This is a genomic window from Actinoplanes oblitus, assembly GCF_030252345.1.
GTDB lineage: Bacteria > Actinomycetota > Actinomycetes > Mycobacteriales > Micromonosporaceae > Actinoplanes > Actinoplanes oblitus.
In genome coordinates this window covers 2853710-2878620 of record NZ_CP126980.1, presented here as the reverse complement: position 1 = coordinate 2878620, position 24911 = coordinate 2853710, and the positions used below count along the sequence as shown (strand labels likewise).

Genomic DNA, 24911 nt, shown 5'->3' with positions numbered 1-24911 from the left:
TCACCCGTTCGGGAAGAGCCGGGCGTAGTCGGCGTAGCCGGTGGCGACGTCGACCTGAGCCCAGAACCGGTGGTAGTTGAAGGTGGGCGCGGCCCCTCCGTTCAGGTACGCCTGGACCTTCGGGAAGTCCGGGTCGTTCTTGTAGAAGGAACGGATGTCGAGGAACGACACCCCGGGCTTGATCACGTCGCCGTTGGGCATCTTGCCGGTCCAGCCGTTGGGGATGTAGATGCCCTGGCCGGTGGTGGCGTTGTAGGTGTCGTCCATCCGGTTGTAGTCGGCCCGGGTCTCGGTGACCGAGACACCCTTGGCGTCCTTGTGCGTCCAGATCGCGTCGAGCAGGTCCTTGGCCGCCGTCTTCGCCGCCGTGTTGCCCGACTTGGCGGCGTAGTAGGTCAGCAGCTTGGCGAACGAGCCCGCCACGCCCAGGTCGGTGCCCTTGCTCTTCACCGTGACGTGCAGGTTGGTGTTGGCCGCCGGGCTGGACGCGTTCCAGGTGGCCGGCGCGCCGGACCAGGTCAGGTCGGACGGGATCTCGAAGCTGCTGGCGGTGATGGTGGAGTTGGCCAGCGCCCAGGTCACCCACTTGTCCAGGACCGTCTTGGCCTTGGCGTCACCGGTCGCGTAGTAGTACTCGGCCAGCCGCTCCAGGGACCAGGTCTGCATGCCGAACCACTGGTTGGACGGCGGGTCGGCGTAGACCGGCGCCTCGACGTACGCCATCCCGTAGAAGGTCGGCGTGCCGGCCGGCGGGGCCGAGTAGCTGCCGTTCCAGCTGTTCGTCGCGCCACCGGCGATGGCGCCCTCGCTGGACTGCAGCCACTGGTAGAACTCCAGCTGCCGGCTCAGGCTGGCCTGCCAGTCGGCCTTGCCGGTGGCCGACTTGGGGGTGAGCGCCGTGGCGTTGGAGAGCGCGTACGCGGCCATCGGGTTCTGGTAGCCGAAGTGGCTGGTGCTGGAGCCGATCCGCCACGCCCAGCCGGCCGACGTGTCGTAGGCGCCGCCCCAGGCGTAGTACCAGGACAGCAGGTTGCTGGAGCTGTTCTTGCCGGTGCCCGCCGCGCACGAGGTGGACGTGCAGCCGGGCTGCTTGAAGTACTTGTCGTAGAACGCGTACCGCAGGTAGTCGCCCATCTTGGCGGCGTTCGCCACGGTGCCGGAGATCTGCGACTGCTTGCCCTGCGCGGTGGCCCACTGGTTGGCCCAGTACGCGACCTGGATGGACCGGGCGTCGGCGTCCGGGGCGTTGGTGTACTTCCACTGCTTGGCGTACGACGAGTCCTTGGTGAACAGGTCGAGGTAGCCGTTCGGGCCACCGAACTTGAACGTGTCGCAGGACGGCTGCGGGACGGTCTCGAAGGTCGACTCCTGCGGGCCGCGCTGGAACGTGTTGATGTACGTGACCCGGCTGGTCCCGTCACCGCAGTGCCCGAAGCCGTAGACGTTGTCCACGTCCATCAGCCAGTGCGTGCCGTAGATGTCGTCGGTGTTGTAGGTGCTCTTCAGCTCGGCGGCCAGCGGGTCCGACCCGACCGACACGCTGCTGTCCAGCTGTGACGGGTACTGCGACGGCGACGGGTACTCGGCCGCGTAGGTGGCCGGCTTCGACGCGTTGTAGTTGGCGTTGGTGGGCTGGTCGGCGTGCGACGGGATGATGTACTTCTCCATCGTCGACCAGGCGCTGTTGAACGGCGCCCAGTCCCCGGACACCTGGCCGTGCTCGGCCTCCAGCCACAGCCAGTAGCTGAACGCCTCGCTGGTCGTCTCGTGCCCCTGGTCGGGCGCCTCGTCGATCAGCGTCTCGATCGAGTGGTAGGGCACGCCCTCCTGGCTGAAGTAGCCGTTCGCCGGGTTCTTGATGTCGTTGTACATCTGGGTGAACCGGGCGTCCACCGCGCCCGCCTTGACCACGTTGACGGCGACGCTGGCCGCGGTGTAGCCGCTGGCGGTGGCCGTGATGGTGGCCGTGTCGCCGACTGTCGCCGAGCTGGCCGCCGCGATCGTCACGGCCTGGCCGGTGCTCCAGTTGGCCGGGGTGAAGGTGAGCGTGGCCGGGGTGGCGGTGACCGACGTGCTGCCGGCGCTGCGGGCCACCGCGACGGTGACGTTGGCGCTGGGCGCGGCGCTCAGCGCCAGCTTGAACGACCCGCTCGCGCCCGGCTCGACGGTCGCCGAGGTGGCGTCCGCGACGATCGCCGGCGTGGTGGCGGCGTCCACGAAGACCGGGACGTCGGCGGTGCTGCTCTTGGTGCCGGTGCCGTCGTACGCGATGGCCTGCAGGTGGTAGGCGGCGGTCTGGGCGGGCACCCCGGACCAGGTGTACGCGTACGGCGCGCTGGTGTCGGTGCCCAGCAGCAGCCCGTCGTGGTAGAACTCGACCTTCGCGATGCTCTGCCCGCCGGCCGCGGTGGCGGTGGCGCTGATCGGGATGGACGCCGGCGCGGTGTACCGGGTGTTCGCCGCCGGGCTGCTGATCGCCACGGTCGGCGCGGCGGTGGCGCCGTTGCAGGCCACCCCGTTCACGCTGAACGCGGTCGGTACCGGGTTGGCCGAGCCGAACGTGCCGTTGAACCCGGTGCTGGTGGTGGCGCCGGTGCCGAGCGAGCCGTTCCACGACGCGTTCATCACGGTGACGTGCTTGCCGCTCTGCGTGTAGGTGCCGTTCCAGCCCTGACTGATCTTCTGCGCGGCGTCCGGGAAGTCGTACTCGAGCTTCCAGGACGTCAGCGGGTCGCCGGAGTTGGTGATCGCGATGTCGCCGGTGAAGCCGCCGTTCCACTGGCTCTGCACCTTGTAGACGACGGTGCAGCCGGCGGCGGCGTAGGCCGGCGGGCCGCCGGCGACGAAGACCGCGCCGGCGCCGAGGACGGCGACGCCGAGGACGGCCAGCCTGCGTCGCAGGCGCTGATGTTTCGGTCTCACGGAAAGTCCTCCTAGGGGACGCGGGAGCAGGAGACGGGAGACGGGACGGGGTTCGTGGTGCCGGTGGTGCCGCCGAGGAATCCGACAGTGGTGGAGGCCCCGGACGCGAGGGCGCCGTTGTACGACGCGTTGGTGACGGTGACCGCGGCGCCGGACTGGGTGGCGGTGCCGCCCCAGCTCTGCGTGACGGTCTGGCCGGCCGTGTAGGCCCAGGTGACGGTCCAGCCGGTGGTGGCGGTGGCGCCGGTGTTGGTCACCGTGACCTCGCCCTGGAAGCCGCCGGTCCAGGAGCCGGTGACCTGGTAGGTCGCCGTGCAACCCCCGGCGGGAGCCGGTGAGCTGGACGAGGCCGACGGCGACGGGCTGGACGGTGCCGGGCTGGACGGTACGGGACTGGACGGTGCCGGGCTGGAGGGCGACGCGGAGGACGCGGACGGCACCGGGCCGGTCCGGTCGGCGTAGAGGATCCCCCGGCCGTTGGTGCCCAGGTAGACACGACCCCAGATGCGCGGGTCGCCGGCCAGGGCGTCGCCGGCGTTGCCGTACTGATGCTTGTCGTCGTTGATCCGGACGAAGGTCGCGCCGCTGTCATCGGAGCGGAACACCCCGTCCACGCCGTCGACGGTGCCGACCAGGAAGACGGCCGGGTGGGAGGCGCCCGGCGCGGCCTTGCCGAAGGCCACGTTGACGCCCTCGGTCACCCGGGGAAGCGCCGTGAACGTCTTGCCGGAGTCGGTGGAGCGGAACAGCCCGGTGCCGGCGGCCACCCAGACCTCGCCGGCGATCCCCGGAACGGCCTTCAGGTGCAGCCGGCCGGTGCTGGGCAGGGCCACCGACTGAGCGGTGAACGTGGCGCCGCCGTCGGTGCTCGTGTAGAACTTGCCCCCGGCGTACGCGAAGAAGGTCTTGGGGTTGACCCTGTCGGATTCCACGACGGCGCCCGCGGGCAGGCCTGTGGACGCGGTCCAGCTGCTCCCCCGCGTGGTCGAGTAGTGGACGCCGGTCCCGGCCGGCGACCAGACCACGTAGTTGGCGTCGGCGCCGACCGCGACGGTGCCGCCGCCGGTCACGCCGGACGGCTCCTGCCCCGGGTACCAGTTCTTCCCGCCGTCGTTGGAGACGCCGATGTGCGGCGCGGCGTCGGCGTTGCCCACCCGGACGAAGAACGACGGGCTCAGCTCGGCGAAGTCCAGGCTGGTGTTGCTGCCCAGGCTCGGGGTGTCGTGGAAGTTGGCGGGGACCGCGTCCAGGTCGGCGTGGTAGAAGCCGCCGATGTCACCGAGCGCACTGACCAGGGGTGCACCGCTGGGCGGGCTGGCCAGGTCGAGGACCGCCGTCTCCTCGATGCCCCGGGCGGCCGGCTTGATCGTGATGGTGCCGCCGGAGTCCCACTTGGTCAGGTCGGTGGTGCCGTACAGCGTGGCGCCGGTGCCGTAGAGCATCCGGTTCGAGTCGAACGGGTCGATCGCGAGGGACTCGTTCATCCAGCCGAGCTTGGGGCTCTCCTCCGGCGCCTGGGCAGTGCTGTTGAAGTCCAGCCAGGGGTCGGCGGAGATGTCCAGGGCGTAGCGCTTGGAGCGGCTGGGGTAACTGGTCCAGTCCCAGGCGCGGGTCCAGGTGGCGCCGTAGTCGGTGCTGCGGAAGAAGATCGCGTCCGGCCACCAGGAGATCTGGGTGGCCACCATCAGCGTGCCGGGGTGCAGCGTGTCGACGGTCAGACCGGAGTAGCCGTAGTAGCGGTCGGCGACCGGTGTCGGCGAGATGTCCGTCCAGGCGCCGGTGGTGGTGTCCAGGCGATAGACCTGGCCGGCCGCGCCGTCGTAGGGGCCGCCGGTGTCGCTTGTTGCGATATACAGATACTTGCCCTGTATTACGCCTTTGTGAGCGATATACCCGGTAGGTTGTCCGGCCACCCGTTCCCAGGTCGCCCCCGAATCGAGCGACCGGTAGACCGGGTTCGCCTTGTCGGCCACACCGACATAGATTTGCGTCCCCTTGAAGGACACCCAGGTCAGCCCTTGGTTCTGACTCAGGTAGCCGTTCGTGTCGGTCGCATCCTGCACGTAATTTCCGGCATTGGGGAAATTCGCCACCTTGGCCCACGTGGCGCCGTAGTCGGTGCTGCGCCACAGTCCGTTACCGCCCTCGGCGGCGAAGTACACATTTCTGTTGTTCGCCGGATCGACGGCGAGCCGCTCCCCCATCCCCCGGCCCGGCATGTTGCCGCCCACCTTGAACGGCAGGCCGGTCTGCTGCCAGGTGGTGCCCTTGTCGGTGGAGCGCAGGATCGCGCCGTTGTTCGGATCCCAGCTGTTGGTGTACATGCCGACCGCGGCGTACACCCGGTTGGTGTCGACCGGGTCGGCGGCGATGCTCAGCACGCCGTTGTGCCCCCAGTCGTCCTGCCCGACCCAGTCCAGCAGCGGGGTCCAGCTCTGGACGGCCTGGTTCCAGCGGTACGCGCCGCCGATGTCGGTCCGGGCGTAGATCAGGTTCTTCTCGCCCGGGTTGAAGACGACGCCGGGGACGAAGCCGCCGCCGTCGATCCGGACGTTCTTCCAGGCGTACGGGTCGGTGCCGGCAGCCGTGGCGGAGATCGGCTGGGAGATGACGGCGACCGCGGTGGCGGCGGCCACCAGGGCGGCGGCTAGCGAACCGCCGACGGTTTTCCTCATGGGGGACCCTTCATAGACAACCGTGAGCCTGGGAGCGCTCCCAAAGCGTCTGTCCCCGTCACCTGTCTGTCAAGAGTCGGAAACAACAGGCACCGGTCGCCGCACGGCTACGCAGCGCGACAATCGGCGAGAACGACGCGATTCGATCTTTGTGACCTGGGTAAACCCTCAGGGAGGCGTCGTGAGCAGCGACAAGGTGCTGGAGGGGCGGCTGTGTATCATTCGGCGGAACGCGCGGGCCAGCGCTCCACGGACCGGTCCGCAGCCAGTCGGCGGGAGAGGTACCGGTACACGGCGTGACATCGGCCAGGTGTAGCGGTGGAGGAGATTGCATGAAGGTTTGCGTTGTCGGTACCGGTTATGTCGGTCTGACCACCGGAGTCAGCCTGGCCTTCCTCGGGCACGAGGTGACCTGCGTCGATCTCGACCAGCACAAGGTCGACATGCTGCGCGCCGGGAAATGCCCGATCTACGAGCCCGGGATGGAGGAGCTGCTCGCCGAGGCGGCGGCCAACCTGAGGTTCACCACCAGCTACGCCGAGGGCGTGCCCGGCGCCGACGTGGTGTTCGTGGCGGTGCAGACCCCGTCCGCCGCCGACGGCAGCCCGGACCTGCGCTTCCTGCGCTCGGCCGCGGAGAGCGTGGCCCAGTCGCTGGACCACGACTTCACCGTCGTGGTGAACAAGTCGACGGTGCCGATCGGCAGCGGCAACTGGGTGGACGCGATCCTGCGCGAGTCGTTCGCGCAGCGCGCGGCCCGGCCGGCCGGCGTCGAGTTCGCCGTCGCCTCGAACCCGGAGTTCCTGCGCGAGGGCAACGCGATCGCCGACACCCTGTTCCCGGACCGGATCGTGATCGGCTCGGACAACCCGCGCAGCCTCGAGGTGCTGAACCGGCTCTACCGGCCGATCATCAACCAGACCTTCACCCCGCCCACCTTCCTGCCCCGGCCGGAGGACGCCACGGCGGTCCCGCTGGTCTCCACCGACCTGGCCTCGGCCGAGCTGATCAAGTACGCGGCCAACGCGTTCCTGGCCCTCAAGATCAGCTACGTGAACGAGATCGGCCAGCTGGCCGCCAAGGTCGGCGCGGACATCACCGAGGTGGCCCGCGGCATGGGCCTGGACCAGCGGATCGGCTCCCGGTTCCTGCAGCCGGGCGTCGGCTGGGGCGGCTCCTGCTTCGGCAAGGACACCAAGGCCCTGGTGGCCACCGCGAGCGAGTACAACCTCGAGATGCCGATCGTGAAGGCGGCCCGCGACGTCAACCAGCGGCAGCGGGCGATCGCCGTGGAGCGCCTCCAGGACGAGCTGCGGATCCTCAAGGGTCGCAAGATCGGCCTGCTCGGCCTGGCGTTCAAGCCGAACACCGACGACCTGCGTGACGCGCCGGCGCTGGACATCGCGAGCCTGCTGCTGGCCCGCGGCGCCCGGGTGAAACTGCACGACCCGATCGCCGGCGAGCGGTTCCGCCGCGAGCACCCGGAGCTCGCGCCGTACCTGAGCGAGACCCTCGACGGGGTGTTCGACGACTGCGACGCGGTGGTGCTGGTCACCGAGTGGGCGCAGTACCTGGAGCTGGACTGGGGCAAGTTCGTCGGCCTGATGCGCAACCCGCTGGTGCTGGACGGCCGGCACGCGCTGGACGGCGACCGGATGCGCCGCCTCGGCTTCAAGTACGTCGCCGTGGCGGGCTGACCGCCCGCCCGTCGTCCCGTTGCACGATCAACCGCCGTGGCCACCGCCACGGCGGTTTCCTTTTTGCGGAGTAGGGCCGATTCTGCCGGTTCCCGCGAAGCTCAACAAAACCGACTCACCCGCAGTATCATGACCGCTATGTCCGGTTAAAACGGCCTATAGGGCGTGCGGTCCAATAGACTCTTCCGCCAATCTTCTTAACCGGTTAAGGTGCGGGCCCGTCGCAGCTATATCGTTACCGACTCGATCACGCGGAAATCATTGCGCAACGTGGCGGTTACCTCTTGACTGTTGGTCAAGAAGCGCTTCGGACGGCGGCGTCGCCAGACGCCGGAGGCGCTCAAGACATAGGGAGCAGCATGTTCGGTCTACGTGGGAGTTCGCGATCCCGAGTCGCGCTCGCAGGTGCCCTCGGCGTCGGGCTGGTCTTCAGCCTCGCCGCGTGTGGCGGCGACAAGGACAAGGACTCGGGTTCCACCGACACGGCGGCAGCGGCGGGTATCGACTGTTCGCAGTTCAGCTCGTTCGGTGACCTCAAGGGCAAGACGGTGTCGATCTACACCGGCATCGTGACCCCGGAGGACACCCCGCACAAGAAGTCGTACGAGCCTTTCGAGAAGTGCACCGGCGTCACGGTCAAGTACGAGGGTGACAAGTCCTTCGAGACCCAGGTCCTGGTCCGGGCCAAGGCGGGCAACCCGCCGGACGTCGCCTTCGTGCCGCAGCCGGGTCTGCTGCAGCAGCTCGTCGCCACCGGCAAGGCGGTCGAGGCCCCCAAGGAGGTCTCGGACAACGTCGACAAGTGGTGGGGCAAGGACTGGAAGGCGTACGGCACGGTCGACGGCAAGTTCTACGCCGCGCCGCTCGGTGCCAACGTGAAGTCCTTCGTGTGGTACTCGCCGAAGGAGTTCGCGGACAAGGGCTACACCGTCCCGACCACGCTGGACGACCTGAAGGCGCTCAGCGACAAGATCGCCGCCACCGGCGCCAAGCCGTGGTGCGCGGGCATCGGCTCCGGCGACGCCACCGGCTGGCCGGCCACCGACTGGGTCGAGGACTTCGTGCTCCGCACCGCGGGCGCCGAGACCTACGACAAGTGGGTCAAGCACGAGATCCCGTTCAACAGCCCGGAGATCACCGCCGCGTTCGACGCGGTCGGCGGCTACCTGAAGAACGACAAGTACGTCAACGGCGGTCTCGGCGACGTCAAGTCGGTCGCGTCCACCACGTTCCAGGACGCCGGCCTGCAGATCCTCGAGGGCAACTGCTCGCTGCACCGCCAGGCCAGCTTCTACGCGGCCAACTTCCCCAAGGGCACCAAGATCGGCAAGGACGGCGACATCTTCGCCTTCTACCTGCCCGGCAAGGACGCCAGCACCAAGCCGGTGCTCGGCGGCGGTGAGTTCACCCTCGCGTTCGCGGACCGCCCCGAGGTCAAGGCGTTCCAGTACTACCTCTCCACCGACACCTGGGCCAACATCAAGGCCAAGGCGTCGACCGGCTGGGTGAGCGCCAACAAGGGCCTCCAGGTCTCGAACCTGAGCAGCGAGATCGACCGGCTGTCGGCCGAGACCCTGCAGGACCCGAACGCGCAGTTCCGGTTCGACGGTTCCGACATGATGCCCGCCGCGGTCGGCTCGAACGCGTTCTGGAAGCAGGCCACCGCCTGGATCACCGGCCAGGACACCACCACCACGGTGAACAACATCGAAGCCGCATGGCCCAAGAAGTGATCTGAGTTTCTCCGAGGCCGGTCGGGACGCCACGTCCCGGCCGGCCCTCGCCCTCTTTCCCCTCGGAATCACGAAGGAGGTCCGGGCCGCGTGTTTCAAACTGCGAGCACCACCCCAGAAAAACTTCTGCAGATGCTCTCGGCGCTGCTGCTGTTCGCCGCCGTGCTGGGTGTCGTCCTGTTCTTTGCCAGCCGGGTGCGCGGCAAGCGCTCCGACAACTGGGTCGGTTACCTCTACCTGCTGCCGGTCGTGCTGCTGCTGGCCGTCGGCTTGGTCTACCCCGGCCTGCGCACCATCTACCAATCGTTCTTCGACGCGTCGGGCAAGGCCTTCATCGGCGTCGACAACTACAAGACCATCTTCACCGACGGCGATCTGCTCACGGTGCTGGGCAACACTGTCGTCTGGGTGCTGATCGTCCCGCCGCTGGCCACCGGGATCGGCCTGATCTACGCGATCCTGGTGGACAAGTCGCGCTTCGAGTCGTTCGCCAAGGCGCTGATCTTCCTGCCGATGGCGATCTCGATGGTCGCGGCCGGCGTCATCTGGAAGTTCATGTACGAGTACCGCCCCGACCAGGCCACGGTGAAGCAGATCGGCCTGATCAACCAGGTCATCGTCTGGCTCGGTGGCAAGCCGGTCCAGCTGATGATCACCGACACCGGCAAGCTGAACACCCTGCTGCTGATCGTGGTGTTCATCTGGATCCAGGCCGGCTTCGCCATGACGATCCTGTCGGCGGCGATCAAGGCGATCCCGGACGAGATCGTGGAGGCCGCCCGCCTCGACGGCGTCAGCCCGTGGACGATGTTCATCAGGATCACGCTGCCCAGCGTCCGGACCACCGTCGTGGTGGTGCTGACCACGCTGGCCATCGGCACGCTCAAGGTCTTCGACGTGGTCCGCACGATGACCGGCGGCAACTTCAAGACCAGCGTCATCGCCAACGAGTTCTACAGCCAGCTGATCCGGGCCAGCAACCAGGGCCTCGCCGCCGCGCTCGCGGTGGTGCTGTTCGTCCTGGTCATCCCGATCATCGTGTACAACATCCGCCAAGTCCGTCAGGAGGCATGATGACGGTCACCCCGCTGACGACCACGCCGGAGATCACTCCGGTCCAGCTGAGCGCCGCCGCAGTCGCGAAGAAGCGGCTCAGCTCGCCGTGGGCGTCCCTGGCCGCGATCGTGATCGCGATCCTCTGGACGCTGCCGACCTTCGGGCTGCTGCTCTCCTCGTTCCGCCCGGAGCTGGCCATCAAGCGGACCGGTTGGTGGACGTTCTTCACCGACCCCCAGGTCACGCTGGACAACTACCGCGCGGTCTTCGACAACGACACCGGTGTCAACCTCGGCACCTACTTCGTCAACTCGCTGATCATCTGCATCCCCTCGGTGCTGATCCCGGTGTCGGTGGCGGCCCTGGCGGCGTACGCGTTCGCCTGGGTCAACTTCCGCGGCAAGAACATCCTGTTCGTGGCGGTCTTCGCCCTGCAGATCGTGCCGCTGCAGGTCACCCTGATCCCGCTGCTGACCCTGTTCGTCAAGATGGGCATCGCCGGCACGTTCTGGCCGCTGTGGCTGGCGCACACCACGTTCGCCCTGCCGCTGGCGATCTACCTGCTGCACAACTTCATCAAGGAGATCCCGGCCGGCCTGATCGAGGCCGCCCGGGTGGACGGCGCGGGCCACGTGGCGATCTTCTTCCGGGTGATGCTGCCGCTGCTCACCCCGGCCCTGGCCGCCTTCGGCATCTTCCAGTTCCTCTGGGTCTGGAACGACCTGCTGGTGGCCCTGGTCTTCGCCGGCGGCGGTGACACCGTCGCCCCGATCACGCTCCAGCTGGCGAACCTCACCGGCACCCGGGGCACCGCCTGGCACCTGCTGGCGTCCGGCACGTTCGTCTCGATCATCGTGCCGGTCACCGTGTTCCTCCTGCTCCAGCGCTACTTCGTCCGCGGCCTGCTGGCCGGCAGCGTCAAGGGGTAGTCGGTATTTCCGCTTTGCCCGGGGTCGCACCGTCTGGTGCGGCCCCGTTCCTCTTCTGCGCCGGTCACTCGCTGTCCGGCCTTTGAAGATCAAATTCAAGGGCTTGCTGACTCGGATCCGCGCTGATCACTGATCGTCGCTCCCGCCAGGGACCCTTCCGGGCCGGGCTGGCCGCTGCGCGTCCAGAACGCCCGGCCCGCAAGGGCGACGCCCGCGGGTGGTGACGACCCGCCAAAAACCAAACCCACCCCCGGCTGGTCCCCCGCCGGAGCCGAGCCCCACTCCAGGCTGGTCCTCAGGGTTCTTTCCGGCGACCGGACACCACCACCACGACCAGCCGGGGGTGGCGGCGCACCGGCGGGGCCCGAGATCACGGCGGGTGCGGACGCCAGCCGCCCGAGCCGAGCCGCCCCACGCCAGGCGGCGCCGGCGGCTGCCCGGTTGCCGCGGGAGGCGTCGCCGGCGGCTGCCCGGTTCCGGCGGCAGGCGGCGCCGGCGGCTGCCCGGTTGCCGCGGCAGGCGGCGCCGGCGGCTGCCCGGCTCCGGCGGGGCTCGACGGGCGTCAGCGGGCGTAGGGGCGGTCGCGGCGGGCGGTGCGCAGGGTGGTGGCCCACCAGGCGAGTTCGTGCAGGGCGGCGTCGAAGGCGGCACCGGTGGCGGCCGGCGGCTGGAAGCCGGCCGGGCCCAGCTGCTCCCACGGGCGGGACAGGCCGACGCCCCGGCGGGTGGTCACCACGTGCAGCTCGGCGAAGACGCCGCGCAGGTGCTCGGCGGCCAGCAGGCCACCCTGGACCCCGTAGCTGAGGATGGTCGCCGGCTTGAACATCCACTCCCGGTAGTGCCAGTCGATCAGCCGCTTCAGCCCGGCCGGATAGCTGTGGTTGTACTCCGGAGTGACGATCACGAAGGCGTCGGCGGCGTCCAGGCGACCGGCGACGGTTGACGCCTCGCTGCCGCCGGGGCGCAGCGCGCCGTCGTCGGGCAGGCCGGCCTCGGCGCAGTCGATCAGGTCCACCTCGACGGCCCCGGTGGCCGCGCGGAAGGCCGCCCACTCCGCGACGGCCCGGCTCATCCGCTGGTCACGCACGCTGCCGGCGATCACCGCGAGGTGCAGCGGCTCGGTGCTGTCGTGATCGGTACCGGTCGGGACGGTGGGGCGGGTGGCAAGATTCGTTTCGCTCATGCGGACCACACTCGGCCTTCAATATATGTTGAAGTCAAGCGGTGCCCGGGGCAGGATGAGGCGATGAGCCTCACGCTGACGTCGCCCGGTTTCGTGCTGACGGTGAGCGAGGTGGCCGCGGCGGCCGGTGTCGCGCCGTCCGCCGTCCGCTTCTACGAGCAGCACGGCGTGATCCGGGCCGAGCGCACCGCCGGTGACCAGCGCCGGTTCGACGACGCCGCGGCCTGCCGGATCAAGGTGGCGAAACTCGCCCAGCGGGTCGGCCTGACCGTGCGCGAGATCGCCGAGATCTTCGCGAGCCTGCCGGACGAGCCGGCCTGCACCGACTGGGGCCGGGTCGCCGAGACGCTGATCGCCGAGGCGGAGGCCCGCACCGCCGCGCTCAAGGCGCAGCTCGCCGAGATGGGCTCGGGAGCGCGACTCTGCGAGCTCTGACGAGACGCCCTTCACGATCAGGATCCGTTTCCGGTACGACCGACGCGGGCCGCGCGTCGGCCGTACCGGAAACGGGTCTCAAACAGACTCGATCAGGCGGCCGTCGCGCAGGGTGAGGACGCGGTCGGCCCGGTCGATCAGGTTCGGATCGTGCGTGGCGACCAGGGCGGTCATGCCGCGGGCGTCGACGACGGCACGCAGCAGGTCCATGATGGCGCGACCGGTGTCCGAGTCCAGTTGGCCGGTGGGCTCGTCGGCGATCAGCAGGTCCGGGTCGTTGGCCAGGGCCCGGGCCAGCGCCACCCGCTGCTGCTGGCCGCCGGAGAGCTCGCCGGGACGCTGGTTCGCCTGGCCGCCGAGGCCGACCAGTTCCAGCAGCACCGACACCCGTTCGTCGCGGGTGCCCGGGGCATGCCTGGCCAGGCGCATCGGGACGCTGACGTTCTCGGCGGCGGACAGGATCGGGATCAGGCCGAACGACTGGAAGACGAAGCCGATGGTGTCCCGCCGCAGTTCCAGCAGGTCGGCCTCGGAGGCGGCGGTGACGTCCCGGCCGGCGACCGTGACGGTCCCGGCGGTCGGCCGGTCCAGGCCGCCGATCAGGTTGAGCAAGGTGGTCTTGCCGGCGCCGGACCGGCCGCGGACCGCGACGAGTTCGCCCTTCTCCGCGCTGAACGAGACGGCGGAGAGGGCGTGCACCACCCGTTCGCCGGAGCCGTAGTCGCGGGACAGCCCGGACACCTCGACGACGCTCATGCGGACTCCCCGGGACGGACTTCGACGTGATCGGGTTCGAGGTTGAGGCGGACCCGGTCGCGCAGGCTCAGCGCCTCGACGAACGCGGCCGGCAGCTGGAGCCGCCCGGCCCGGTCCAGCACCGCGTACTCCTCGGTGACGTGCTGCTCGGTGCCGTCCGCGGCGAGCCGGGCGGACCGGCGTACCTCGGAAGCGGTCTTGCCGTCGCGGATCGCGACCGCGCGGCGGACCTGTTCCGCCACGTTCCGGTCGTGGGTGACCACCACGACGGTGACGCCGAGCTCGGCGTTGACGGTGCGCAGCGCGCCGAACACCTCGTCCGCGGTGGCCTCGTCCAGCTCACCCGTCGGCTCGTCGGCGAAGAGCACCTCCGGGTCGTTGGCCAGGGCCACCGCCACCGCGCAGCGCTGCTGCTCGCCGCCGGACATCTCGGCCGGGCGGCGACCGGCCTTGCCGCCCACCCCCACCATGTCGAGCAGTTCCTCGGCCCGCCTGCGCCTGCGGTTGCCGGCCAGCCGCATCGGCAGCTCGACGTTCTCCCGCGCGGTCAGGTACGGCAGCAGGTTGCGCGCGGTCTGCTGCCAGACGAACCCGACGATCTTCCGGCGGTATTCGAGGCGTTTCCTGGCGGTCATGCCCAGCAGATCGAAACCGGCCACCTTGGCGATGCCGGCGGTCGGCTCGTCGAGCCCGGACAGGATGTTGAGCATCGTCGACTTGCCGGATCCGGAAGCACCGACGACGGCCAGCAGCTCGCCGCGGTCGACCACCAGATCGAGGCCTTGCAGGGCCATCACCTCGACGCCCTCGGTACGGAAGATCCGGACGAGGCCGTCGCAGACGATGTGCCCGCTGAGCCGGTCCTGTCCACCGGCCCGGGCGGCGGCGCGCTCGGCCGCCTTCCGTTCCAGATCGGCGAGATCGGTCACGACTGCTCCTCTCCGAGCCGCAGCACCGTGCCGAGGCGCAGGCGGCGGTTGGCGACGTTCTCCACGGCGAGCGCGGCCAGCACGGCCAGCGCCGCCACGGCCAGCACCCCACCGGCGAACCACGGATCCAGGGTGGTCCCGGCGGCCACCCCGGAGGTGAAGCCGCCCAGTCCCAGCGCCGGGCCGATCAGCGCCGGCAGCGCGAACCCGGCCAGGCCACCGGCCAGCACGGCCACCCCGATCAGCGGCAGGATCTCGAAGACCAGCAGGCGCCGGCCCTGCCGCGCGGACAGGCCCATGGTCCGCAGCCGGGACAGCGTCCGGCCGCGAGCCGGCGCGCCGGTCAGCACGGCGAGCGCCACGGCGGTCAGCGACAGCGCCGCGGCGGCGATCATGCCGGCCGCGAAGGTGAAGCTGAGCGCGCCGTTGACGCCGCGCTTCTCCAGCGAGGCGCGGTAGTCGGACCGGGTGGTCACCACCGCCGGCACCGCCAGCTTCCCGTCCTTCTGCGGGCTGCCGGTCAGCGAGGCCAGCTGGGCACGCTGACCGTCGTCGGCGGTCTGCCGCACCCGATCCGGGTCGAACCCGTCGCCGGCGACCAGGATCCGGTTGGGCAGGATCGGCTGGAAGTCCGGGATCGGCATGGCCTGCTGCGGCAGCACCATGAAGTCGCGGGCCTCGGTGCCCAGCCCGGGCACCGCCGAGCGGACCTGGGCCACGGTGAACCGGTACTCCCGCCCCTGCACCTCGACGAACCCGCCGCCGGCGAGCTGCGCGGCCAGCCGCGGCGAGACGATCGCCGGGACCGCGGCCCCGCCGGGTCGCGCGCCGGTCAGCGCGGCCGGCAGGTCCAGTCCGGCGGTCGCCGCGTCCACCACCATCGCCAGGGTCTGGGTGAGCAGCGGCGTGGTGTCGCCGCGCACCCTGGCACCCTGGTAGAGCAGCATCGAGCTGGCGCGGGTCACGTGCGGCAGCGCGGCGATCCGCTGGGCGGTGTCGGCGGCGAACCGGTAACCGGTGACCGTCGCGTCGCCCGGGATGGCCAGCTCCGCCGCGTGGTCCCGGGCCGCGCCGACGGTGCTGGTCACGGTGCCGGTGAACAGCCCGGTGGCGATCGCCACGACCAGTACCGCGAGCGGACCGGAGTGCAGCGGGGCGCGGCCGGCGCCGCTGAGGCCGAGAAAGGCGATCGCACCGCGGGCCCGGGCGGCCAGGTTGCCTGCCCAGCGCAGCGGGAACGGCACCAGCCGCAGCGCCACCACCGAGGCGGCCAGGGCGAGCAGGACCGGCACGGTGATCAGGTACGGGTCCACCCCGGCCCCGGCGTCCAGCCCGCGCCGCCGCAGCAGGGCGATCCCGCCGGCCGCGAGCAGCACCAGGAACGCCTCGGCGGTGAGCCGCCGCGGGCCCGGCCGCAGCGACGCCACGTCGGAGCGGTGCCCGGAGAACGACGGATGCCTGGCGACCAGCGCGGCGTACCCCGGAGCGGCCAGCACGGCGAGCAGCGCGACGGCGAGTACCAGCAGCGGCTCCCCGTCAGCGGGCCGGCCGGGCAGCTGGGTCCCGGCCAGCCAGCCGGCGGCCACCGCGATCGGGACCACGATCAGGGTTTCCCGCAGGGTACGGCCGGCGACCGTGCGTACCGCCCCGCCCCGCGCCCGGACCAGCGCGAACTCGGCCCGCCGCCGATCGGCCATCAGCCGCGCGGCGAGCAGCACCAGGCCGGCGGCGGTGGCCAGGATCCCGGCCTGCACCACGGCCAGCAGCGCCCGCACCGCGAGGACCTGCTCGTCGAACCGGGCCAGCGTGGTGTCCAGGCTGCTCTGCAGGGAGGTCCGCTCCGGCGGCCGGCGCCGGGCGCCGGCGACCGCCTTGGTCAGGTCCCGCACCCGGTCGGCGGTGATCCTCCGCTCGTCGAGCCGGAACCGCCACCGGTCGCCCAGGTTCTCCAGCCTGGCGCCGATCGCGACGGCGCCGCCCTGGTCGGTGAGCAGCACCGCCTCGCTCCGCTGCCCCTCGCGCGGGTCCGGGCAGGCGCTCGGGGCCAGCTCCTGGTCGGCCCAGATCGGGTTCGCCGCGTCGAGCGGGGCGAACACGCCGACCACCGCGGCCTCGGCGGTGCCCTGCGGGGACCCGAGGCTGACCCGGTCGCCGACCTTGATGCCGAGCGCCGCGGCGGCGTCCCGCCCGATCATCAGCTCGGGCGTCGCCCGCGACCGCGGGGCCCGGCCGCCGACCAGCTCGACGGCCCTGTCGGCGCCGGTCTGCCAGCGCACCCGGACCAGGTCCGGGCACTGGCCGGGCTCGATCCCGGCCGGGCGGATCGAGGACAGTTCCGTCTCGGCGATGTACCAGCCGTCGCTGACCAGGCCGGGCAGCGGGGCGGGCAGCCCCCGGCGGATCGGCTCCAGCTGGGTGGCGCCGGTCGCCCGGTTGGGCTCGCCGATCATCCGGATCCCGGAGTAGGTGAGGTCCCGGCTGGCCGCCGGCAGTTTGCCGATGTCGCCACGCAGGCCGTCGTCGGTGCGGCCGTTGGCCAGCCGGACCGGCCCGGAGACCAGGAACGCGGCCAGCGCGCCGAGCACGGCGAGCAGGGCGAGCTGACCGGCGAACGCACGGACCCGGTGCAGCACGCTCATCGGTCCTCCCCCAGTCGCAGACGGGTTGCCGGCAGCCGGCGGGTGGCGGCCAGCGCGGTGGTGGCGCTGACCGCGAGGGCGACGGCGACCAGCAGGGCGGCGCTGCCCAGGGTGCGGCCCCAGAGGATCTGCAACAGCGCGGCCGGCTCCGGGCGCCCGGCCGCCGGCGTGAGCACCAGCAGCGGAGCCATCGCGGCGGCGACCAGCAGCCCGACGCCGAGGCCGGCGAGCGCGCCGAGCCCGGCCAGCAGTGCCTGTTCGACGATCAGGGAGCGAGCCAGCAGGCGCGGGCCGGCGCCCAGGGTGTGCAGTACGGCCAGCTCCACCGAGCGGTGCCGGGCGGTGGCCCGGGCGTCGGCCGCGATGCCGGCCACGGCCAGCAGCATCGCGCCGAGCGCGGCCCCGGACAGCGCGATCCGGGCGGCCGTCCCGTACGCGTCACCGGTGGTCGCCAGCTGCCGCCGGTCCAGCACGCGCAGGCCGGAGAGCCCGGCGGCGTCCGGAGCGGTCCCGCTCAGCCACCACTCGTTGGTGTCGTGCACGACGCCGAAGCCCCCGAAGAGCCGGGCGTCGAGCGCGGCCCGGTCGGCCAGGATCGCCGCGCCACCGCCGGTGCCGGGCATCCGGTTGATCACGGCGACCACCGTGACCGGCACGCCGGCCCGGCCGATGTTCAGGAAGCTGATCTTGCCGAACGCGGCCTGCACCGCCGGGGTGATCGCGATCGGGACCGGCTTCCAGGCCGCCTGGAACGCCACCGTGAGGCCACCGGTGACCTGGTACGCGCCGTCCACCGGGTCGACCAGCGAGCCGGCCTGGTCGGTCGCCCGCCAGGTGCCCTCCTGGCTGGTGATCCGCCAGCGGCCGGTCCCCTCCACCTTGAAGCCGAGCAGGCCGGGCCCGGCGGCGGTGAACGACCGCGGCCGGCCGCGGTCGGTGAACCCGAGATCGACGCGCCGCCCGCCGGTGAGGATCGCGATCGTGTGCAGCGGCGCGGAACTGCTGATCCGGCCCGGCCGCAGGGTGCCGGCCTGGCCCGGGCCACCGGCGGCGGCGAGCTTGCCGAGCAGCTCGGCGGGCGGGCCGCCGAGGGCGTCGTCGCGGGCCTGCACCACGTCCCGGCCGGCCGCCGCGTCCAGGGCGATCAGCTCGGCCGGTTCCTCGCCGGCGGTCAGCGGCACGAAGTCGCGCCAGGCCGGCACCACGGCGCGTACGCCGGGCAGTGCGGCCAGCTCGCCGGCCCGGCCGGCCGGTGCGGCCCCGCCGGTCTCGACCAGCCGCAGGTCCGCGCCGGTCTGCTGGACCGCCTGGTCGACGCGGGACTGCTGGGCGGTGGCGGCCAGGCACCAGGAGACGGTGGCCGCGGCGACCGCGAGGGCGACCATCACCATCGGGCCGGCGTGCGCGCGCCGGCCGGCCTGCCAGGTGCCGAACAGCGCGGAGCGGGCCCGGCCGCGGTTCAGCCGGCCGGCCGCGAACCGGGCCACCGGCGGCAGCAACCGGACGGCCAGCACCGCGCCGGTCAGCACGCCGAGGGTGGGCGCGGCGGCGAGCAGCGGGTCGATGCCGAGGCCACCCGCGCCGGTCGGTGCCGAATACTGCCGCAGTTGCAGCCAGCCGAGCACGGCCAGGGCGACGACGACCAGGTCCAGCCCGGCGCGGCGGACCGTCGACAGGCGTTTGCGACCGGCGGTCTCCGCGACGTAGGTGCCGCCGCGGCGCATCGCGGGCAGGCTCAGGGCGAGCACGCCGCCCAGCCCGACCAGGGCCGCGACCAGCCAGACGCCGGCATCGAGCCGGGCGTCGGGGGCCTGCGGCCGGACCAGCGCCACGGCGAGCGGCGGCCCGGCCAGCACGCCCGGCAGCACCAGCCCGGACGCCTCGAGCGCGGCCAGGCCGGCGAGCTGGCGGCGGGACGCGCCGCGGGCCCGCAGCAGCGCGGTCTCACCGCGCCGGGACTCGGCCAGCAGCACCGCGACCAGCGACAGCGCGTAGCCGCCGAGGACCACCACCAGCAGCAGCGGGGTGACCAGTGTGGAGCGGCGGACCAGGTCGGCCCGGACCAGGCGGTCGGCCAGGACGGGCAGCCCGGTGCTCACCGTCGCCGAGGTACCCAGGCCGGTCGTCTCCGGCAGGGTCGTGCCGGTGGCCTCGGCGTGCTCCACCGCCCGCCGGACCGACGCGAGTGTCGGGCTGTCCAGAGCGGGCCGGATCAGCCAGCCGCCGGACGCCCCGGTGAAGAAGCCCGGGTCGGCGGCGACGATCGGGCCGTACGTCGCGGTCTGCGGCAGATGCCCGGCGAACAGGTCCGGGGTGAGCAGCCAGTACGGGTCGGCCGAGTCCCGCGGCCGCCAGACGCCGCTGACCCGGCGCGCCACGGTCCGCTTGGTGTTCCGGTCGAGCAGCCGCAACGTCGCGCCACTGTGGAGCCCGAGTGCGGTGGCGGCCGGCTGGGCCACCGCGACGTCGCCGTTCCCGGCCGGCCAGGAACCGCTGACCAGGTCGGCGTGCTCGTGCAGGTCGTCGAGCTGGACCAGGGACGCGTAGACGATGCCGTCCGCGTCCGGCACCGCGGTCCCGGTGGCGCCACGCACGGCCCAGCCGGAGCCGTACCGCGCCGAGTTCACCCGCGCCGGCGCGTACGCCTGCCGCACCTTGGCGTCGCGGGCCTGCGGATCGGTGCCGAGCGCCCCGCGCACCAGCACCGACCGTTCGTCCGGGTCGGCGGCCTGGACCGCGGCGCGCAGTCCCGCGCCGGCCGAGGCGGTGGCGTACGCGGTCAGCCCCGTGAGCAGGAGCACCGCGGCCAACATGACCGCGGCCGCCGCGGCGAGCAGTCCCCGAGCTGCCGCCGCACGCCGGAGGATCAGCGCCATCGGCGCTCCGGTTCGAGCATGCGCCGGATCTTGCCAGACGTGATCACGCCGCGGGTGCCCCCTCCAGTGGCGCGCCTTTGCCTAGGGTGATCACCGTGAATGAAGCGGCTTTGGAGATCCGTGGCCTGACCAAAACCTTCGGGTCCTACCGGGCGGTGGACCACGTCGATCTGACGGTGCGGCCCGGGACGTTCCACGGGATCGTCGGGCCCAACGGCGCCGGCAAGTCCACCACGATCGGTATGGCGGTCGGCCTGATCACCCCGGACGCGGGCACCATCCGGCTGCTCGGCGAGGACGCGCTCGCCGACCGGGCGCGGGCCCGGGCGCTGACCGGCGTGCTGCCGGACGGGCTGGACTTCCCGGAACGGCTCACCGGCGCCGAACTGCTGCACTACTGCGCGGGACTGCGCGGCGTCGCCTCCCCGGGGCGCCGGATCGCCGAGCTGATCGAGGTGCTCGGCCTGGCCAAGGGCGCCGCCACCCCGCTGGCCGACTGCTCCACCGGCACCCGCAAGAAGGTCGGGCTGGCCCAGGCGCTGCTGCACGCGCCGCGCCTGCTGGTGCTGGACGAGCCGTTCGAGGCGGTCGACCCGGTGTCCGCGGCAGCGATCCGGCGGGTGCTGCGCCGCTTCGTCGCCGGTGGCGGCAGCACGGTGCTCTCCACCCACTCGATGCTGCTGGTCGAGCAGATGTGCGACGACGTCACGGTGATCCACCGCGGCCGGGTGGTGGCCGCCGGGACGGTCGCCGAGGTGGCCGGCGAGGCGGGCCTGGAGGAGCGGTTCGTCGAACTGGTCGGCGCCGACGCGCCCGGCTCGGCCGACCTGGACTGGCTGATCGCCGGATGACCGCCACTGTGGAGGTCCGGCCGGCCGGCCCGCCGGCGGCGGTCGCGACACTGGTCCGGATGCGCGCGACGATGCTGCGGCGCGCGCTGCGCGAGAACCCCGCACCGCTGGTGGCCGCGGTCGCCGGCCTGCTCGCGGCCGCCTGGCTGATCCGGTACGCGGTACGCGGCGACCCGCACACCCTCACCGTCTTCGGCGGCGCCTGGGTGCTCGGCTGGATCGTGCTGCCGCTGCTGCTCGGCGGCACCCGTGGCCGCCTGCGTCCCACCCAGCTGCGCCTGGAGCCGATCACCGCGGGCCCGATGACCGCCGGCCTGCTCGCCGCCGCCGCTGTCGGCATCGGCCCGGCCGTGTCGCTGGTCGCGCTCTCGTCGCTGCCGGTGCACGCCGCCGTCCGGCACGGAGCCGGCCCGGCCGCGATCGCCGCGGCCGGCGCGCTCCTGCTCTGGCTGATCGGCCTCGCCGGCTCGGCGGTGGCTGTCGAGGCGGTCGGGCGCGCCGCCGGCCCGGTCGGCGCGGTACTCACCGGCACGTTCACCGGCGTGGTCATGGGCGTCTCCGGCTCGGTGTGGGCGGTGGCGCCGTGGATCGGCCGGCTGCTGGAGACCGGCCCGCCGCCGGGCGCCGTCGCCGTGCTGGAACGGCTGCCCAGCGACTGGCCGCTGGCGGCGGCGACCGCTTCGCCGGGGGTGGCGGCCGGACGGCTGATCGGGTTGGCGGTACTGGCCGGCGCGCTGGTGGGCGGGTATGCGGTGCAGGTGCGGCGGGTGCTGGCGGCGGGCACGCCGTTCCGGCGGCGCGGGGGTGGCGGATCAGCGGTTGTCCACAGTGGCGGGGTGTCCACAGAGGGCGCGGCGGACGGCGGGAACACCGGGCACACTGTTCTGCGGGGGCGCCCCCAGGGAGGGCGGGTCACGCCCGACGCGGTCACAGCCGGCCCGATCACGCCCGACGCGGTCACGCCCGACGCGGTCACGACCGGCCCGGCCACGCCCGACGCGGTCACAGCCGGCCCAGTCACACCCGGCCCCCAGAAACGACGGCTCACGCCCGCCCGACCGACCCGCCGGACCGCTTCCAACTCCACCATCCCCGGACCGCTGCGCGCCGTCACCGTCCGCGAGCTGATCTCCTGGGTACGCCATCCCCTCCGTCTCCAGTACCTCACCTTCGCCGTCGTCTACGGCCTGCTGCTCGCCCTGTTGCCGCTGGCCGCCCACGTCACCCTGCTGGCGCCCTGGGCCGGCGCGCTCGCCGTGCTCTGGGCCTCCGCGATGGCGGCGAGCCTGGTCGGCCTGGACGGCACCGCGCTGTGGATCCCGCTGCTCGCTCCGGGCGGGGAGACCGCCGAGACCCGCGGCCGGGCACTGGCCTGGCTGGTCCTCGCGCTGCCGATCGGCGGGTTGCTGACCGTCGCCGGGCTGCTGATCGCACCGGACGTCGATCCGCTCCCGGTGCTCGCCGTGCTGCCCGCCCTGCTGGCCGCCGGGGCGAGCACCCCGGTCTGGGTCGGGGTGCTGCGGGTCAAGCCGGTGCTCGACGCCCGGCACCCGACCGCCGCCGACAACCCGACCGACATCGTCAGCGTGCTGCTCGCCCTGGCCGGTCCGCTGGTCGCCGCGGCGCCGGCGTTCGCCCTGGTGGTCTGGGGACCGGACGGGCTGCGGTGGCTCGGCCCGGTGGTGGGTCTGGTCGCCGGTGTCGCTGTTGGCCGGGGCGCGCTGTGGCTGGCCGACGACCGGCTCGCGCGGCGGGGCACCGAGGTGCTGGCCGCCGCCGGTGACCGCAGCGCGCCGCCGGCCCCGGCGGTACCGCTCACCTGGGATCCGCAGTGGTACCGGGAGAACCGGGCCACCGCCTGGGCCCTGCTCCTGCTGACCGCCGGCTGGTTGCCGGTGCTTCCGCAGGGTCTGCTGGTGCTGGTCCTCGACGCGCACGGGGGCTGGATCGTCGCCTCGCACCTGGCCGGCGGGGCCCGCACCGGGGTCGCGCTCGGAATGGTCGCGCTGGGCGCCGGCATGCTGCTGGCCGGCCTGGTGCTGTGGGGCCGCCGCCCGGTGAAGTAATGCGTCGCCGCCCGGCGGATGCCCCATCGGCCATTCGGACAGAATTGGTCGAAGAAAGTACTATTTTCCCTGATTTAGGCACATTAAACCGTGATGCACCGGAACGGTTCCCGGCGTACCGGGAAAGGTCCTGGAAATGGCCGAGGGCCGCATCCTCGCGGATGCGGCCCTCGGCCGGAAAAAGCGCTGGTCAGTTCTTCTGCCACGGACCGTGGCCCGGGCCGTCGTGGTCGGGGAAGTCGCCCGGGAAGCGGTGGTCACGGTCGTGGAAGTCGCCACCCCAGCCGTAGTAGACCTTCAGCGCCCAGTAGCCACGGCGGAAGCCGTGCCGGATCGGGATGCAGTCGTGGTCTTCCCAGCGGTCGCGCCACTCGCCGATCCGACCGGCCCGGTGGCACGCCATCGGGCTGCGGTAGAAGTCGATGATGCGGTCCCGGAGGTGGGCGTTCGCCGAGGCCTTGGCCGCCGGCTGCGGCGCCGCGGAGGACGCGGTGGCCGGGCCGGCGCTGATCGCCAGGCCGGCGGCGACGGCGAAGCCGGACATCGCGAGACCGCGCATCAGCTTGTTCATAGGGATCACCTTTTCGGTAAGAAAGGTAATTTCGGACAAACTGATCATATGGATCGGGCGGCTTTCGGCTTGGCGACACACGACCACGATCGAGTGATGCGGAGACTAATTCGATCTTCGATGCCTCGTGATCGACAAAGCATTTCCGCAGCTCATTCAATAGTTTCCCAGTGTCAAGCAATCTGCCGGACAACAGGTGCGGCCCGGCGCGTGCGCGCCGGGCCGCACCGGTGTGCGGAAGATCAGACCGCGATCGTCTCGCGGGCGCCGGGGCGCAGGTAGACCGTCCAGGTCACCAGTACGCACAGCGCGTAGAACCCGATGAACGCCAGGTACGCCGCGTCCGCGTCCTTGTATGTCAGGAAGGACTGCCGGAAGGCCAGGTTCACCAGCACCCCGCCGATGCCGCCGAGCGCGCCGGCGATGCCGATCACCGAGCCGGAGATCCGCCGTGCCTGGTGGGCGTCGCCGGCGTACTTCGACTTGAAGATCGCCGGGATCATCTTGTAGGTGGACCCGTTGCCCAGCCCGCTGAGGATGAACAGGCTGATGAACCCGGCGATGTAGAGCGGCAGGGACCGCTGCTGCGCGGCCACCAGCACCACGCTCGCCCCGGCCGCCATCGCGATGAAGTTGACGAAGGTGACCTTCGCGCCGCCCAGCCGGTCGGCGAGCGCGCCGCCGAGCGGCCGGATCAGCGAGCCCAGCAGCGGGCCGAGGAAGGTCAGGTAGGCCGCCTTGATCGGGGTGTTGAACTGGGTGGCGAACTGCACCTGCAGCACCTGGCCGAACGCGAAGCCGAAGCCGATGAACGAACCGAACGTGCCGATGTAGAGCAGCGACATGACCCAGGTGTGCGACTCCCGGAGCGCGTCGCGCATCCCCCGCTTCTCGTTGCGGGCCTGGGACAGGTTGTCCATCCAGATCGCCGAGCAGACCGCGGAGATCACGATCAGCGGGATGTAGAGACCGGCCACGATGCCCGGGTGCCCGGCGCCGAAGACGGCGAGCACGAACAGGCCGACCAGTTGCACCGTGGCGACGCCGATGTTGCCGCCACCGGCGTTGAAACCGAGCGCCCAGCCCTTGCGCCGCTCCGGGAAGAAGGCGTTGATGTTCGCCATCGAGGAGGCGAAGTTGCCGCCGCCCACCCCGGCCAGCGCGCCCAGGATCAGCAGGGTGCTCAGCGAGACGCCCGGCTTGACCAGGAACGCGGTCAGCACCGCCGGGACGAGCAGCATCGTCGCGCTGATGATCGTCCAGTTGCGGCCACCGAACTTGGCCACCGCGAACGTGTACGGGATCCGCAGCCCGGCACCGACCAGCGTCGGCACCGCGGTGAGCAGGAACTTCTCCGCCGGCGCGAAGCCGTAGGCCGGGCCGAGGAAGAGCACCAGCACCGACCACAGCGACCACACCGAGAAGCCGATGTGCTCGGAGAAGATCGAGAAGTACAGGTTGCGCTTGGCGATCTTCTCGCCGCCGTTGGCCCAGAACGTGCGGTCCTCGGGGTTCCACTCGTCGATCCAGTGGCCCTTCAGGGTTCTGGCGGACGGCCGGGTGGTCTCAATGGTGGGCACAGTCGCGGTCATG

The 24911-nt window shown here is 71.8% G+C and carries 16 protein-coding genes; 7 read left to right on the top strand and 9 right to left on the bottom strand.

Annotation, left to right across the window (positions count from 1 at the left end):
- Nucleotides 1–2922 (bottom strand): glycoside hydrolase family 48 protein, encoded by a 2922-nt coding sequence (locus tag Actob_RS12870; protein WP_284920385.1) that lies wholly within the window; start codon nucleotides 2920–2922, stop codon nucleotides 1–3.
- Nucleotides 2923–2933: 11 nt separating this feature from the next.
- Nucleotides 2934–5597 (bottom strand): cellulose binding domain-containing protein, encoded by a 2664-nt coding sequence (locus tag Actob_RS12865; protein WP_284920384.1) that lies wholly within the window; start codon nucleotides 5595–5597, stop codon nucleotides 2934–2936.
- Nucleotides 5598–5929: 332 nt separating this feature from the next.
- Here Actob_RS12865 and Actob_RS12860 point away from each other — a divergent pair, with 332 nt between their 5' ends.
- From Actob_RS12860 to Actob_RS12845, 4 genes are all read left to right on the top strand, one after another.
- Complete coding sequence (locus tag Actob_RS12860) at nucleotides 5930–7294, top strand: UDP-glucose dehydrogenase family protein (protein ID WP_284920383.1); 1365 nt, start codon at nucleotides 5930–5932, stop codon at nucleotides 7292–7294.
- A 359-nt stretch (nucleotides 7295–7653) separates the two neighbouring features.
- A complete protein-coding gene (locus tag Actob_RS12855; RefSeq protein WP_284920382.1) occupies nucleotides 7654–9027 on the top strand; it encodes an ABC transporter substrate-binding protein in 1374 nt (457 codons plus the stop codon).
- 90 nt (nucleotides 9028–9117) lie between these two features.
- Nucleotides 9118–10101, top strand: a complete 984-nt coding sequence (locus Actob_RS12850; RefSeq protein ID WP_407653623.1) for a carbohydrate ABC transporter permease — start codon at nucleotides 9118–9120, stop codon at nucleotides 10099–10101.
- The gene (locus Actob_RS12845) at nucleotides 10101–11012 is read left to right on the top strand and encodes a carbohydrate ABC transporter permease (protein WP_284920381.1); all 912 of its coding nucleotides are present in this window, start codon (nucleotides 10101–10103) and stop codon (nucleotides 11010–11012) included. The genes Actob_RS12850 and Actob_RS12845 overlap by 1 nt, the downstream gene beginning before the upstream one ends.
- Nucleotides 11013–11574: 562 nt before the next feature.
- Here Actob_RS12845 and Actob_RS12840 read toward each other — a convergent pair.
- Complete coding sequence (locus Actob_RS12840) at nucleotides 11575–12195, bottom strand: NADPH-dependent FMN reductase (RefSeq protein ID WP_284920380.1); 621 nt, start codon at nucleotides 12193–12195, stop codon at nucleotides 11575–11577.
- 63 nt (nucleotides 12196–12258) lie between these two features.
- Here Actob_RS12840 and Actob_RS12835 point away from each other — a divergent pair, with 63 nt between their 5' ends.
- Nucleotides 12259–12630 carry a MerR family transcriptional regulator gene (locus tag Actob_RS12835; protein ID WP_284920379.1) on the top strand — a complete coding sequence of 124 codons (372 nt, stop codon included), beginning with the start codon at nucleotides 12259–12261 and terminating at the stop codon, nucleotides 12628–12630.
- A 78-nt stretch (nucleotides 12631–12708) separates the two neighbouring features.
- Here the strand turns inward: Actob_RS12835 and Actob_RS12830 are convergent, their stop codons facing one another.
- Genes Actob_RS12830 through Actob_RS12815 form a run of 4 tightly spaced genes read right to left on the bottom strand, consistent with a single transcriptional unit; the run spans nucleotide 12709 to nucleotide 19830 of the window.
- Nucleotides 12709–13386, bottom strand: coding sequence for an ABC transporter ATP-binding protein (locus Actob_RS12830; RefSeq protein ID WP_284920378.1), 678 nt, complete (start codon nucleotides 13384–13386; stop codon nucleotides 12709–12711).
- Nucleotides 13383–14315 (bottom strand): ABC transporter ATP-binding protein, encoded by a 933-nt coding sequence (locus Actob_RS12825; RefSeq protein WP_284920377.1) that lies wholly within the window; start codon nucleotides 14313–14315, stop codon nucleotides 13383–13385. Before Actob_RS12825 ends, Actob_RS12830 begins: the two co-directional genes overlap by 4 nt.
- Nucleotides 14312–16954, bottom strand: a complete 2643-nt coding sequence (locus Actob_RS12820; protein ID WP_284920376.1) for an FtsX-like permease family protein — start codon at nucleotides 16952–16954, stop codon at nucleotides 14312–14314. Before Actob_RS12820 ends, Actob_RS12825 begins: the two co-directional genes overlap by 4 nt.
- Nucleotides 16951–19830: an FtsX-like permease family protein gene (locus tag Actob_RS12815; protein WP_284920375.1), complete on the bottom strand. Its 2880-nt coding sequence runs from the start codon at nucleotides 19828–19830 to the stop codon at nucleotides 16951–16953. Before Actob_RS12815 ends, Actob_RS12820 begins: the two co-directional genes overlap by 4 nt.
- Nucleotides 19831–19919: 89 nt before the next feature.
- Here Actob_RS12815 and Actob_RS12810 point away from each other — a divergent pair, with 89 nt between their 5' ends.
- Nucleotides 19920–20681 carry an ABC transporter ATP-binding protein gene (locus Actob_RS12810; RefSeq protein ID WP_284922303.1) on the top strand — a complete coding sequence of 254 codons (762 nt, stop codon included), beginning with the start codon at nucleotides 19920–19922 and terminating at the stop codon, nucleotides 20679–20681.
- A complete protein-coding gene (locus Actob_RS12805) occupies nucleotides 20678–22747 on the top strand; it encodes a hypothetical protein (protein WP_284920374.1) in 2070 nt (689 codons plus the stop codon). Before Actob_RS12810 ends, Actob_RS12805 begins: the two co-directional genes overlap by 4 nt.
- Nucleotides 22748–22937: 190 nt before the next feature.
- On the opposite strand, the gene Actob_RS12800 is transcribed toward Actob_RS12805, so the two are convergent.
- Entirely contained in the window at nucleotides 22938–23318 is a 381-nt protein-coding gene (locus tag Actob_RS12800) for a hypothetical protein (protein ID WP_284920373.1), read from the bottom strand.
- A gap of 242 nt (nucleotides 23319–23560) precedes the next feature.
- Nucleotides 23561–24910, bottom strand: a complete 1350-nt coding sequence (locus Actob_RS12795) for an MFS transporter (protein WP_284920372.1) — start codon at nucleotides 24908–24910, stop codon at nucleotides 23561–23563.
- Nucleotide 24911 lies beyond the last annotated feature (1 nt).